The sequence below is a fragment of the Comamonas sp. 7D-2 genome (genome assembly GCF_022749555.1).
In the GTDB taxonomy this organism is placed as follows: domain Bacteria; phylum Pseudomonadota; class Gammaproteobacteria; order Burkholderiales; family Burkholderiaceae_C; genus Comamonas; species Comamonas thiooxydans.
The window spans coordinates 2,023,398-2,037,533 of sequence record NZ_CP094238.1; the positions used below are offsets into that span (position 1 = coordinate 2,023,398).

9 protein-coding genes are annotated in these 14,136 nt (G+C 62.5%); 5 read left to right on the top strand and 4 right to left on the bottom strand.

Going from position 1 to position 14,136, the window contains the following annotated elements; genetic code table 11:
* Positions 1–46: 46 nt before the first annotated feature.
* Entirely contained in the window at positions 47–910 is an 864-nt protein-coding gene (gene asd / locus MPZ60_RS09395; protein WP_034351647.1) for an archaetidylserine decarboxylase, read from the top strand.
* A gap of 65 nt (positions 911–975) precedes the next feature.
* Here asd and MPZ60_RS09400 read toward each other — a convergent pair whose 3' ends face one another.
* The 3 genes from MPZ60_RS09400 to map form a co-directional block, all read right to left on the bottom strand.
* The gene (locus MPZ60_RS09400) at positions 976–1,236 is read right to left on the bottom strand and encodes a hypothetical protein (RefSeq protein ID WP_003056528.1); all 261 of its coding nucleotides are present in this window, start codon (positions 1,234–1,236) and stop codon (positions 976–978) included.
* 74 nt (positions 1,237–1,310) lie between these two features.
* Positions 1,311–3,953: a [protein-PII] uridylyltransferase gene (locus tag MPZ60_RS09405; protein ID WP_052057555.1), complete on the bottom strand. Its 2,643-nt coding sequence runs from the start codon at positions 3,951–3,953 to the stop codon at positions 1,311–1,313.
* Positions 3,954–4,143: 190 nt separating this feature from the next.
* Complete coding sequence (gene map, locus MPZ60_RS09410) at positions 4,144–4,956, bottom strand: type I methionyl aminopeptidase (RefSeq protein ID WP_034351652.1); 813 nt, start codon at positions 4,954–4,956, stop codon at positions 4,144–4,146.
* A 179-nt stretch (positions 4,957–5,135) separates the two neighbouring features.
* Between map and purL the strand changes: the two genes are divergently transcribed.
* Positions 5,136–9,146 carry a phosphoribosylformylglycinamidine synthase gene (purL, locus tag MPZ60_RS09415; RefSeq protein ID WP_034351654.1) on the top strand — a complete coding sequence of 1,337 codons (4,011 nt, stop codon included), beginning with the start codon at positions 5,136–5,138 and terminating at the stop codon, positions 9,144–9,146.
* A gap of 132 nt (positions 9,147–9,278) precedes the next feature.
* Here purL and MPZ60_RS09420 read toward each other — a convergent pair whose 3' ends face one another.
* Entirely contained in the window at positions 9,279–9,545 is a 267-nt protein-coding gene (locus tag MPZ60_RS09420; RefSeq protein ID WP_034351656.1) for a hypothetical protein, read from the bottom strand.
* 502 nt (positions 9,546–10,047) lie between these two features.
* Here MPZ60_RS09420 and MPZ60_RS09425 point away from each other — a divergent pair.
* The 3 genes from MPZ60_RS09425 (at position 10,048) to MPZ60_RS09435 (ending at position 14,116) form a co-directional block, all read left to right on the top strand.
* Positions 10,048–10,422, top strand: coding sequence for a helix-turn-helix domain-containing protein (locus MPZ60_RS09425; RefSeq protein WP_034351660.1), 375 nt, complete (start codon positions 10,048–10,050; stop codon positions 10,420–10,422).
* 563 nt (positions 10,423–10,985) lie between these two features.
* Positions 10,986–12,365, top strand: coding sequence for an SWIM zinc finger family protein (locus MPZ60_RS09430; RefSeq protein WP_080746245.1), 1,380 nt, complete (start codon positions 10,986–10,988; stop codon positions 12,363–12,365).
* Positions 12,362–14,116, top strand: a complete 1,755-nt coding sequence (locus MPZ60_RS09435) for a DUF5691 domain-containing protein (protein ID WP_034351662.1) — start codon at positions 12,362–12,364, stop codon at positions 14,114–14,116. The genes MPZ60_RS09430 and MPZ60_RS09435 overlap by 4 nt, the downstream gene beginning before the upstream one ends.
* The last annotated feature ends 20 nt before the right edge of the window (positions 14,117–14,136 follow it).

A 14,136-nucleotide genomic window follows, 5' to 3' on the forward strand; every position in this document is an offset into this window, starting at 1 on the left:
AGAATCCTGTTCGACAGCTCTATAACTTTGATAGCAAAATTCCATTGTGTCTGATCGACTTGCCGTACTTTCCCAATATTTCTTGCCCAAGCAGGCGCTGACCGCGCTGATGGGAAAACTGGCGCAAGCCGAGGCCGGCGGATTGACGACGGCAGTCATTCGTCGCTTTATCCAGCGCTACCAGGTGAACATGGCCGAGGCAGCCAATCCCGACCCCGCAGCCTACAAGACCTTCAATGCCTTTTTCACGCGTGCGCTCAAGGACGGTGTTCGTCCTCTGGCGCAGGCGGACTGGATTTGCCCGGTAGATGGTGCGATCAGTCAGTTCGGCAGGATCGAAGGCGAGCAGATCTTTCAAGCCAAGGGGCATCAATACAGTGCGACTGCGCTGGTGGGAGGGGATGCGGCTCTGGCGCGTCAGTTCGATAACGGCAGCTTTGCCACGATCTATCTGAGCCCGCGCGACTATCACCGCATTCACATGCCTTGTGCCGGCAAGCTGCGCAGCATGACCTATGTGCCAGGGGATCTGTTCTCGGTGAACCCGGTAACCGCACGTGGCGTACCCGGCCTGTTTGCGCGCAACGAGCGCGTGGTCTGCGTGTTCGATACCGATCATGGGCCCTTCGTGCTGGTGCTGGTGGGCGCGACGATCGTTGGCAGCATGGCCACGGTGTGGCATGGCCTAGTCAACCCGCCGCGCCCAGGCCATATCAAGACCTGGAATTACGAAGGTGCCGAAGCGGTGATGCTGGCTAGAGGCGAGGAGATGGGCCGCTTTCAGCTCGGCTCCACGGTGGTCATGCTGTTTCCTCAGGCTGCAGGCCTGCAGTTCAATCCGCAGTGGCAGCCGGCGGCGCCGGTGCAACTGGGTCAGGTCATGGCCAACGCCCGGATCAAGCTGGGCTGATAGCCGGGTTCCATAGAAAAAGCCGCTGATGCCATGAGCGTCAGCGGCTTTCTTGTTTTGAGGGATCAAAGAAACCAGGTCAGTGGTTCAGGCCGGCGTTCGGTGGTGAACACCGTGGGGGCAAGACTCAGGCGATCGGGCTTTACCGGGTCGTCGTGACCTCGGAGGTAGACCATCAGTTCGCGTCTGCGCAAGATGACATGGCTGACGATTTCGCGTCGGCCATTCTGAGTGACCTCGGTGCCGGGGCGAAACAACGGCATATGAAACAGGCCACTGCGTGTGGTGGGCGGCGATGCCGCAACTTCATTGGAGGCGAGCTGCATGGGCTTTCCGTAGTAGTGGTGACTGCTTATCGGCAGCGAATCATCAAACTAAAGCCCGAATTGCCGGGCCTGGTTCAACCGGGCTGGGCCAGGGCCTTGAGCAACTCGGTTTCCATGCGCAACTGGCTGTTGTTGTCCTGCAGTTCAGGCCCTTCGATGAGGAAGGTGTCTTCCACGCGCTCGCCCAGGGTGCTGATCTTTGCCAAGTGCACGCTGATATGGTGCTGGGCCAGAATGCGGGCAATAATGTAGAGCAGGCCGGCGCGATCTGATGCGGAGATGGACAGCAGCCAGTGTTGGGCTTTTTCATCGGGGCGCAGGATGACGCGAGGGGCGAATGGAAAGCTTTTGACGCGGCGCGACAGCCGTCTTTGCGATGGCGTGGGCAGGGGGCCGCCTCGCAGCAGGGTCTGGGTCAGATCGCTTTCCACCATGTGCATGAGCTCGCGGTATTGCTCCTGCATGGTGGGGGCGACGACCTGGAAGGTGTCCAGTGCGTAGTCGTTGTTGGCCGTGTGCACGCGCGCATCAAGAATGGAAAATCCGGCACGGTCGAAGTAGCTGCAGATGCGGGCAAACAGATCGGGCTGGTCGGGTGCATAGACCAGAACTTGCAGGCCTTCGCCGGCCAGCGACCGCCGGGCGCGCACCACGGGCTTGCCCTGGCCCACATGGCGTGAGAGATGGCGGGTATGCCAGGCGATGTCGGCCGCTTCATGGCGCATGAAGTAGCTCACGTCCAGTGTCTCCCAGAGTTTCTTGTGGGACTCAAAGGGCTGGGCAGACAGGGCCAGTTGCACCAGCGCCTCACGCTTGCGGGCTTCGATTTCGGCGGCGGCATCCGGGGCGCGACCACCTAGCACGCGCAGGGTCAGGCGGTAGGTATCTTCCAGCAGCTTGCCTTTCCAGGCACTCCAGACCTTGGGGCTGGTGCCGCGAATGTCGGCCACCGTCAGCAGATACAAGGCAGTGAGCTTGCGCTCGTTGCCAACGCGTTCAGCAAAGGCGCGAATCACATCGGGGTCGGACAAGTCCTGCTTCTGGGCCACCTGACTCATGGTCAGGTGCTCGCGTACCAGAAATTCGACCAGCTCCGCATCGGCCTTGTCGATCTGGTGGGCGCGGCAAAAACGCTTGACTTCGACGGCGCCGATCACGGAGTGATCACCACCTCGGCCCTTGCCGATGTCGTGGAAGATGGCAGCCAGATACAGGATCCAGGGCTTGTCCCAGCCTGCGGCGAGCTGGGAGCAGAACGGATATTCATGGGCATGCTCGGCCATGAAGAAGCGCCGCACATTGCGTAGCACCATCAGGATATGCTGGTCCACGGTGTAGACGTGGAACAGATCGTGCTGCATCTGCCCCACGATGCGGCGGAAGGGCCAGAGATAGCGGCCCAGCACCGAGGTCTGATTCATCAGCCGGATGGCATGGGTGATGCCGCGCGGCTGCTGCAGGATCTTCATGAAGGTGGCGCGATTGACCGGGTCGCGACGGAAGGCACTGTCCATCACATCGCGGCTGGCATACAGCGCTCTCAGGGTTCGCGTCGACAGACCCGTCAATCCCTCATGCTGCTCATACATGAGAAAGGTTTCGAGAATGGCATGCGGATCGCGCTCGTACAGATCGTCGCTGACCACCTCGATGGTGCCGGCCTTCTCGCAAAAGCGATCATTGAGCTGAATCAGCTCGTGCGATCCGGGGTTCAGACGCTCTTCGATGCTCATGCGCACGATCTGGCACAGCTGGGTCACCGCCTTGGCGGCCCAGTAATAGTGACGCATCAGGGTCTCGCCAGCGCGCATGGCCAGCTTGCGGCCCTCCGGCGTGGTGGAGCGGTAGCCAAAGGCTTCGGCCACGGCGGTCTGCAGGTCGAAGACCAGCCGGTCCTCATGGCGGCCGGCAGCGGCATGCAGGCGTGCACGGATCAGGCTGAGCAGGGATTCGTTGGATTCGAGCTGCTGCACCTCGAAATGGGTGATCAGGTCTTGCTCGGCCAGCTCATGCCAGCTGTTGCCGAAGCCTGCGGCCTTGGCCAGCCAGAGCATGGTGTGCAGATCGCGCAGCCCGCCGGGCGATTCCTTGCAGTTGGGCTCCAGCGAATAGGGCGTGAAGTCGTATTTGGCGTGGCGCTGGCGCATTTCCAGCAGCTTGCCTTCGACAAAAGCCTTGGGATCGAGTTGCGCGCGAAACTCCTGCTCGAAGTCGGCAAACAAGGCCTTGCTGCCGGTGATTCGGCGTGACTCCAGCATGGCGGTCTGTACCGTCAGGTCCTGCGCGGCCTCCTGCAGGCATTCGGCAATGCTGCGCACGCTGGAGCCGATTTCCAGGCCTGCATCCCAGCAACTGCTGATGAACTGCTCGACGCTGGCCGCCAGTTCCGCAGCCGGCGGTGCACTGCTTTGGGGCAGCAGCACCAGCACATCGATGTCCGAGTAGGGAAAGAGCTGGGCGCGTCCATAGCCGCCGACGGCCAGCAGGGCCGCGCCTTGCGGCATCTGTGCGCGTTGCCAGAGGGTGCGCAGCAGACCGTCTGCCAGTTCACTGAAATGGTGCAGCACTCCGCGCACGCTGCGTCTGCCCAGCGTGGGGTTGCGCAGCAACTCCATCTGCCGGGCCTTGGCCTCGCGGTATTGCTCGCGCAGGCCCTGTAGCGAGGAGAGGTCGGAGACGTCGGCAGAGTTGGCGTAGGAGTGGGCAGAGGAGGTCATGCGCAGTAGAAAAAAGCGTTTCAACAGGGCAAGTGCTTGAGCGTCACCTTAACCCAACTGACTTGGGCTTGAGGCCTGTGATGGCAAAAAGATGAGCGCATGGCGCTTGCAGCACAAGGTCTACAAGCAAAAAATATGCCGCATCCAGCTTTGGCCGGATGCGGCATGCAGATCAGCGGCAGCAATGCGCTCAGGTGCGGATGGCCGTGATGAAGTCGGGCGGAGTGGGCGAGCCATCGGACCAGGTCAGCACGTCATAGCCGGTCTTGGTGACGGCCAGCATCAGCTCCCACTGGGCGGTCAGGCTGCGATCCTTGGTGACCACGGTCCAGCCGTCGGGCATGGCCTTGATGTCGCGCTTGCCCAGATTCAGCATGGGCTCGATGGTGAAGACCATGCCTTCTTCCAGCACGACACCTTCGCCGGGGCGGCCATAGTGCAGCACCTGGGGCTCGTCGTGGAACACCTTGCCGATGCCGTGGCCGCAGTATTCACGCACCACGGACAGGTTGTTGCTCTCAGCATAGGTCTGGATGGCATGGCCGATATCGCCCAGCGTAGCACCGGGCTTGACCTGGGCGATGCCCTTCCACATGGCCTCGAAGGTCAGCTTGGACAGACGCTTGGCCGCAATCGTGCCTTCGCCAATGATGAACATGCGGCTGTTGTCGCCGAACCAGCCGTCTTCGGTAATGATGGTCACGTCGACATTGACGATATCGCCCTTCTTCAAAGGCTTGTCGTTGGGGATGCCGTGGCACACCACATGGTTGACCGAGGTGCAGACATAGGCCGGGTAGGGCGTCATGCCTGGGGGCTGATAGCCCAGGCAGGCCGTCTTGGTGCCTTGCTCGGCCATGCGCTTGGCGCACAGATCGTCGATCTGCTGGGTGGTGATGCCGGGCTTGATGTGGGGGGTGATGTAGTCCAGCACATCCGAAGCAAAGCGGCCTGCAATGCGCATGCGCTCGATGTCTTCGGGGGTCTTCAGTGTGATGCTCATGGTCGCAATTATCCCATTGCGCGCTTGAACATGCAGGGCTTGTGGGTGTGAGCATTCGGACTAACCCCGAGGCACGGTAAAATCCTAGGCTCACCGAATTCAGCGCTTTGGCCCGGTCCTCTCAGGCAGGGGATTGACCAGGACGCTTTTCAACAGCCTTCACATAAACAGGCCGCCACGTGACATTGCATCTGACACAGTTTGAGGGTGGAAACGCCCTGAGCTCGTTCCGCGCCCAACAGCTTCTGACCGATCTGGTCGCCATCCACCCCAAGATCACCGGCGTATCTGCACGCTTTGTGCACCTGGTAGCCACCGAGGGCGCAGTTGCGCCCGCATTGCAAGAGCGCCTGTCGGCGCTCTTGACTTATGGTGACCCCTATACGGGCAATGCTGAAGGCCTGGCCTTCATCGTCACTCCCCGCCTGGGCACCATCTCTCCCTGGGCCTCCAAGGCGACCGATATCGCGCGCAACTGCGGCCTGAACGTGTTCCGCGTGGAGCGCATGACCGAGTATCGCGTGGACATGAAGTCCGGCCTGCTGGGTGGCAAGCCCGAGCTCTCGCCGCAGCAGACGGCACAGATTGCCGCCTTGCTGCACGATCGCATGACCGAGTCCGTGTTCGCGACACGCGCCGAGGCCGAGCAACTGTTCACCACCCTGGCCGCACAGCCCATGGAGTTTGTGGATGTGCTGGGTGGTGGCCGCGCAGCGCTGGAAACCGCGAACAAGCAATGGGGCCTGGCCCTGGCCGAAGACGAGATCGAGTATCTGGTCAATGCCTTCAACGACCTCAAGCGCAATCCCACGGATGTGGAACTGATGATGTTCGCGCAGGCCAACTCCGAGCACTGCCGCCACAAGATCTTCAACGCCAAGTTCACCATTGACGGCGTGGAGCAGGAAAAATCGCTGTTCGGCATGATCCGCAACACCGAGGCCTGCTCGCCCCAGCACACCGTGGTGGCCTATGCCGACAACGCTTCCATCATGGAAGGCCATGAGGTTGAGCGATTTGTAGCCAAGTTCGATGCGAAGGCAGACGCAGTCAGCGCTCCCAGCTATCAGAAGCAGGCGGCTACCAACCATGTGCTGATGAAGGTGGAGACACATAACCACCCCACGGCGATTTCGCCCTTCCCCGGTGCATCGACCGGCAACGGCGGCGAAATCCGTGACGAAGGCGCAACCGGCCGTGGCTCCAAGCCCAAGGCCGGCCTTACGGGCTTCACCGTTTCCAAGCTCTGGGGCAGCGAAGTAGGCAAGCCCGAACATATCGCCAGCCCGCTGCAGATCATGATCGAAGGCCCTCTGGGCGGCGCGGCGTTCAACAACGAGTTCGGCCGTCCCAATCTGACCGGCTATTTCCGCGAGTACGAGCAGCAGGTCGGCGACATCACCCGTGGCTACCACAAGCCCATCATGATCGCCGGCGGCCTGGGCGTGATCGATTCCGAACTGACCAAGAAGATCGAGTTCCCGGCGGGCACGCTGCTGATTCAGCTGGGCGGTCCCGGCATGCGCATCGGCATGGGCGGCGGTGCGGCAAGCTCCATGGCTTCGGGCACCAATGCAGCAGAACTGGACTTTGACTCGGTGCAGCGCGGCAATCCCGAGATCGAGCGCCGTGCGCAGGAAGTCATCAACCATTGCTGGCAGCAGGGCGCCGAGAACCCGATCCTGGCCATCCACGACGTGGGGGCCGGTGGCATCTCCAATGCCTTCCCCGAGCTGACCAACGATGCCGGGCGCGGTGCACGCTTTGACCTGCGTGCCGTCAAGCTCGAAGAGTCCGGCCTGTCGCCCAAGGAAATCTGGTCCAACGAATCGCAGGAGCGTTACGTGCTGGCCATCGCTCCCGAATCGCTGGAGCAGTTCACGGCCTTCTGCGAGCGCGAGCGCTGCCCGTTTGCCGTGATCGGCACGGCCACCGAAGAGCGCCAACTGGTGCTGGAGGACACGGCGGTCGAGTCCGGCGACCAGAAGTTCCCCGTGGACATGCCCATGAACGTGCTGCTGGGCAAGCCGCCCAAGGTGCACAAGGATGTGACCAGCGTGGAGCGCGAGCTGCCCGCCATGGACCTGACCGGCGTGCCGCTGGAAAAGGCCGTGATCGAAGTGCTGGCCCACCCCACGGTGGCTTCCAAGCGTTTCCTGATAACCATTGGCGACCGCGCCGTCGGCGGCCTGACCCATCGCGACCAGATGGTCGGTCCCTGGCAAGTGCCGGTGGCCGACGTGGCCGTGACCCTGGCCGACTACAAGGGCTTCAAGGGTGAAGCCATGGCCATGGGCGAGCGCACACCGCTGGCCGCCATCGACGCGCCCGCCTCGGGTCGCATGGCCGTGGCCGAAGCCATCACCAATATGCTGGCCGCGCCCATCGAGCTGTCCAAGGTGAAGATGTCGGCCAACTGGATGGCCGCCTGCGGCGAAGCCGGTGAAGACGCTGCGCTGTACGCCACCGTCAAGGCTGTGGGCATGGAGCTGTGCCCCGCGCTGAACATCTCGATTCCCGTGGGCAAGGACTCTCTGTCCATGCGCACGCAGTGGAGCGAGAACGGCCAGACCAAGAAGGTCACCTCGCCCGTGAGCCTGATCATCACCGGCTTTGCCTCCATCGACGATGTGCGCACCACGCTCACGCCCCAGCTCGACGCCGAGGTGGAAGACAGCACCCTGGTGCTGATCGACCTGGGCCGCGGCAAGATGCGCATGGGCGGCTCCATCATCGGTCAGGTGCTCAATCAGTCGGGCAACGAGGTACCGGATCTGGACGAGCCCAAGGATCTGATCGCCATGGTGGATGCAGTGAATGCGCTGCGCGCCAAGGGACTGATCCTAGCCTACCACGACAGGGGCGACGGCGGCCTGCTGGCCACGGCCGCCGAAATGGCCTTTGCCGGCCATGTGGGCGTGGCCTTGAATGTGGACATGCTGATCACCGAAGGCGACGGTATCTCCGACAGCCGCATGGACAGCGGCGAAGGCAAGAACTGGGGCAAGCAGGTCTCCGGCCGCCGCGAAGATCTGACCCTTCGCGCGCTGTTCAACGAAGAGCTGGGCGCCGTGCTCCAGATCAGGACGGAAGACCGTGCCGAAGTGCTGCAGGTGCTGCGCGAACATGGCCTGATCCAGTGCAGCCATGTCATCGGCAAGACCCGTCCCGCCTCGTCTCCTGTGGACGCAGGCAAGGGCGAGCTGCAGGTGTGGCGCGATGCGAACAAGGTGTTCGGAGCAACTCTGTCCGATCTGCACCAGGTCTGGGATGCCGTGAGCTGGAAGATCACCCAGCAACGCGACAACCCCGTCTGCGCCGACAGCGAGCATGCTGCCGCTGGCGAACCTGCCGACCCCGGCATGCATGTGCATCTGACGTTCGATCCCAAGGAGAACGTGGCAGCGCCCTTCATCAATGTGGCCTCCAAGCCTCGCGTGGCTGTGCTGCGCGAGCAGGGCGTGAACTCCCATGTGGAGATGGCCTACGCCTTCACCGAAGCCGGCTTTGATGCAGTGGACGTGCACATGAGCGACCTGCAGTCCGGCCGCGCGCAGCTCAAGGACTTCGCCGGTGTGGTGGCCTGTGGCGGCTTCAGCTACGGCGACACCCTGGGTGCGGGCATTGGCTGGGCGCGTTCCATTACCTTCAACGACCGTCTGTCCGAGCAGTTCCAGGCCTTCTTCGGTCGCAGCGACACCTTCGGTCTGGGCGTGTGCAACGGCTGCCAGATGTTTGCCGAGTTGGCCGATATCATCCCCGGTGCGCAGGACTGGCCGCGCTTCACGCAGAACCAGAGCAACCGCTTCGAAGCGCGTCTGTCCATGGTCGAAGTGCTGGAGTCGCCCAGCCTGTTCCTGCAAGGCATGGCCGGCTCCCGCCTGCCCATCGCCGTGGCACATGGCGAGGGTTATGCCAACTTCCAGTTCCGTGGCAATGCCGAGCAAGTGGTCAAGGCCATGCGTTATGTGGACAACCACGGCCAGCCTGCCGAACAGTACCCGTTCAACCCCAACGGCTCGGCCGGTGGCCTGACAGCAGTGACGACCGCCGATGGCCGTTTCACGGCGATGATGCCTCACCCCGAGCGCGTGTTTCGCAATGTGCAGATGAGCTGGACCTCGGGCGACAAGTCCGAATTCAGCCCCTGGATGCGCGTCTGGCGCAACGCCCGCAAGTGGCTGGGTTGATACCCGGGTACTGCTAGCGCAATCAAAAGGCTCTGCATTCTGCAGAGCCTTTTTTCATGGTTCATGGTCTTCCCGGAGGCCGACTTCAAGGATCGGGTGAACTGCTTTCCGCGTCCTGTCGGAAGCGTAGGCCTAGATCGTCTCCAGTTGCTGCATCAGATGCTGGCGCATCAACTCGGCCATCTGCGCGGCTGGTTTCGGATCTACATGCCAGCGGCCATAGCTGGTAAGAATATCGAAGCCTCGCCGCATGTCCGGCACATGGTGGCTCAACGCATAGCCGATCAACTGCGCTTCGTGGCAGGCAATCTGGGCTTGTGGCACGGTTGCCGGCGCCAACGAAGCTGCTGCCGCAAAAGCCTTGCCATCGGCACGCTGATCGAAAATGTCCTGGCTCATGACTCAAAACTCCAGTCGGGCCTGATCTGCAGGTCCTGGCGTTGGTGTTGAATAGCGCATGCTTTCAGCTGCGCTGATTTGCCCGCGACAGTCGTGCATGGATAGCTGATGCTTTGACAGCATCAAGTCCGTAAACGCCGGACTCAGACATAGGCTGAAATTGTCGAGCGCTACAGAACACATTCGTAGAGTGCCTGTTGTCAGAGCAGGCAAGATCCGTTGCCGACACTGCACCGGCTGTTGATCGGGAAGCGACTATCTGGACTGTTCCGTGTCCATTGGGCAACCGTAGGCCTTGGCTCTCAAGTCATGTGCGGGCCTGCGCGTGGGGATGTAGCTGCTTCATGTCAAAATCTATTGATTGATGTGAATAGGTGCAGCAGCTCTGTGCAAAGGGCTGCTGCTTTTTGCCTCTAGTGCGGTGCTGTGAAGCGGCGCTAGCTTGGCTTTGGTATGGCAATAGTACGCAAATGCGTATATTTGTCAATATTGAGTTACACATATGGGTATTGGTGCGCGTTTGCGTGAGGAACGAGAACGCCTTGGCTTAAATCAGGAAGGGTTTGGCCAACTTGGCGGTGTGCGCAAGCAGGCGCAGCTGCTCTACGAGAAAGACGAACGAAAGCCGGATAGTGATTACCTTGTTGCAGTTGCCGCAGCAGGTGTTGATGTGCTGTTTGTGCTGACCGGCCGGCGCCAGTCGGATCTTCCAGCGGGGGATGCCGGCGAACAGCTCTTGCTGGAGAACTTTCGACGCTGTTCGTTAGCTGCCAGACAGAATCTCTTGCAGTCCTCTATCTTGTTGGCAGCGGGCTTGCCAGCCGAAGCATCGTCAGTGGCTAATTCTCCGACCCAGAGCCGACTTCCAAGGCTGTGACACAGGGCGTGTATGGCGTCGAAAGTGTCCTGGTCGATTTGACCCAGAGCATTCAGACCCTTGGTAGCAATTTGACAGCCAGATAGGCAGCAAGGTGCAATTGCGGGCAGTTTGCGCGGAATGAGCACCGAAGCCGGGCTGAGCCATTGGTAAGCAAAAGTAGCAAACATGCCGTGGCTTGGCTGCTGCGGAGTCGGTACTTGCATCTGCAGCAGCGTCGGCAGGCTGAATGTTCACCGGGAACAGAGGTACCGCAGCTCGACGAGGAAGCCGGTTGATGCATGTCACCCAGCTTCTCTATGTTCTGATTTTTTGCACGTTTTCATCGGCACAGTGCCATGGCGATGATAGGCTGACGCATTGCGCGCAACAGTTTGCGCGGTCTGTCAAACCACAGTTTTTGCCGCGCTGAAAACACAGTTTCAGCAAGGTGCGGACGAGGTTTTCCGAGGGTAGTCTCGCACTCGCCCTTGGTGCGTAAGCGCCTCGAACTATCAAGATATTGCGTCGATTCGGGACGGGAGACATTGGTGTCGCGTGTATTAGCAACGGAAGCGGAAGTTTTGGCGCTGTCGGCGGATGCTGCGTCATCCAAGGCGGCCAAGGGACTGCAGTCCCTGAGCAAATGGCCGAACACAGGCAGCAATGATGCTGCGGTCTGGGGGGAATGCCAGGGCAGCGGCAGCAAGCCGTATCAGACTCAGGTCGATCTGAGCGGGCCGGCCTTCAAGTGCTCCTGCCCCAGCCGCAAGTTCCCCTGCAAGCACGGGCTGGCGCTGATGCTGCTGCGCGCAGGCGGCCAGGTGCCGGAGGGCGGCGAGCCCCCGGAATGGGTCAGCAACTGGCTGGGTGGTCGTCAGCAAAAAGCCGAGCAGAAAGAGGCCAAGGCGGCCGCCATTGCCGCTGCGCCAGTGGCGGATCAGGAGGCTCTGGCCAGACAGCAGGCCAAGCGCGAGGACAAGCGCTGGGACAAGGTTGCTGGCGGCATGCAGGAGCTGTCGCTATGGATGCAGGACATGGTGCGCACCGGCCTGGCCAATCAGGCCGGCGACAGTCAGACGCGCCAGCACTGGAACACCATGGCGGCACGCATGGTGGATGCACAGGCCACGGGCATGGCCGCGCGTATCAGGGAAGCCTGGGAGCTGGTGGACAGCCACCCGACCTGGCCGCGTGACCTGCTGGTGCAGCTTGGCCATTGGCAGCTGCTGGTGGACGCAGTGCAGCGGCGTGACTCGCTGAGCCCCGAGGTGAAGGCCGACGTCATGGCTGCCCTGGGCTGGCCCATGGACAAGGCCGAAGTACAGGCCCGTGGCGAGACCATCAGCGACGATTGGCGGGTGCTGGGCCAGCGCCTGATCGAGCGCGAGGGTCGCCTGCTGGAGCGCCGCGTCTGGTTGCAGGGCCTCAATACCGGGCGCACGGCACTGATGCTGGACTATGCCCAGGGCGGGCGAGGGTTCGAGACGGCCTGGGTGAGCGGCGGCACTTACCGCACAGCGTTGAGCTTCTACCCTGGCAGGGCGAGCCTGCGGGCGGTCGCGGTCAATGGGGTTGAAGTACTCGACAGCTGCGATGCTGCGGCCCTGACGGTCAAGGCTTTGGGCAAACCGTTGCAGCAACTGGGCGAGCGCATTGCCGCCAATGCGCTGCAGCCAGTGCAGCCGCTGTGGTGTGCGAATGCCCAGCTGCTGTATGTAGAGGGGCAATGGCTGGTGGGCTGGCCCACAGGACAGAGCCAGGCGGCGCCCGTGCCTGTGGTGATTGCCGATGACGAAGCCTGGCGGCTGCTGGCGCTGAGCGGCGGCACGCCTCTGGCCCTGTTTGGCGAGTGGGAGTGTGGACCGCAACTGGGGCGCTGGCGCTTGCTCAGTGCCTGGCAGCAGGATGCCCACAGCCAGGCCTTGTCCCCCATCTGGCAGAACCAAGGAGAGATGCGATGAGCAGCGCCAATTTGTGGGCTGCACTGCAGCAGTCAAGTCTGGTCGGCGCGGACAGGCTGGCCGTGCCTGCGGTGTTGACCGCGCAGGTCGATGCCGCAGCCAGCCCCGGTTTGCAAGCCATGCAAGCTGCCTGGCTGCAGCCGGCTGCATCAACGGCTGCACAGCTGCTCAGAGCCAGCGCCGTCGCCGCCGTCCTGGAGCGGGCGGGCTGGCAACCCGGTGCGCAGGTCAGGCTCGGTGCGCCTTTGAGCTCTCCGGCATTGCCTGCCGACGAGTCTCGCCGCGGGTCCGAGGATGAGCGCTTGCATGGCCTGATGCGTGATGTGCTGCAGCATGGGCCCGAGAACATGCTGGCTCCCATGTTCCATGCCCTCGATCAGGCTGGACAGCGCTTGCCTTATGCGCTCCTGGTTGATGCTTTGAACGAAGGCCGTCGTTCGGTGGAGCTTCGTACCTGGCTGACGCCGGTGCTGGGCGAGCGAGGTCGCTGGCTGGCCGGGCTCAACCCGCAATGGAGCTATGCCAGCGGCGTGCAGGAGACGGCCAATGCCGAGCTGATCTGGCAGGAGGGCTCCATCGAGCAGCGCGTGGCGCTGCTGCACAGCGAACGTGAGACCGGTGCCGACCAGGCGCGTGCCAGACTGGAAGCCAGCTTGAAGGAGCTCAATGCCAAGGAGCGTGCGCCCATGGTGCTGGCCCTGGGTGTGGGGCTGTCCATGGCGGACGAGGCGCTGCTGGAAAAGCTGCTGACCGATCGCAGCAAGGAGGTGCGCGAGAACGCGGCCCGCCTGCTCTCGCGTCTGCCGCAAAGCGCGCACAGCCTGCGCATCCTGGGCTGGCTGCAGTCCATGCTGAGCCGCAATGCCAAGGGCGAGTGGCAGATCGAGCCGCCCGAGGAGGGCAGCAAGGACTGGGAGCGCGACGGCATTGCGCTGCAGCCGCCGGCCTATATCAAGGGCGTGAAAGCCTGGTGGCTGCAGCAGATAGTGGAGCTTGCGCCCATCGATTTCTGGCTGCAGACCCTGGAGATGACGCCCGAGCAGCTCTGGGACTGGAGCCGCCGCAGCGACTGGAAGACCGCCCTGCGCCAGGGCTGGCTGGCGGCGCTGCGCGATCAGCCCGATGTGCGCTGGATTGCGCTGCTGCAGACCATGGAGCGCGATTCACGGGCCCAGGCGTTGCTGTCGGCCCTGCTGGACCGGCTGAGCCAGCAGGAGCGCGAGGCGCTCTGGCAGACACAGTTGCAGCAGGCCAAGGGCAGCCTGGTGGACCGCATCAACACTATCGAGAGCAGCATGCCGGTGGTTGGCGTGTTTTCTCAATCCATGTCTGAGCCCTTGATGGACGCACTGGACAAGGCGCTGGGCGGCAAGCAGGCGACAGGCAGCTGGCATAGCTGGCAGGCCGATCAGGCCGTGCTGGCCTGCGCGCGCCGCCTGCATCCGGCCGTTCTGCCGCGCTTTGTGCGGCTCTGGCGTCAGCCTCCACAGGCAGAGGAACTTCCCGTGCCGCAGCAGCCCGAGGCCGCAGCCCCGTCAGGGCTGGCCGGGCTCTGGCAAAAGTTGGTATCCAAGGTGGCCGATGCGGCCGAAGAGGCCACTACCGTTGCTGCGCAAAGCACCCTGACGCCCGAACAACAGGCGCGGCTGGAGCGCGCCCGTCTGCGCCCCTGGGATGACGAGCGCGTGCTCGAGCAACTCAACCGTATCGTCGATCTGCGCCTGGCCCTGCACGCCGCACTGGGCGCCTGAGCCTTCGAATTTTTCTGCAT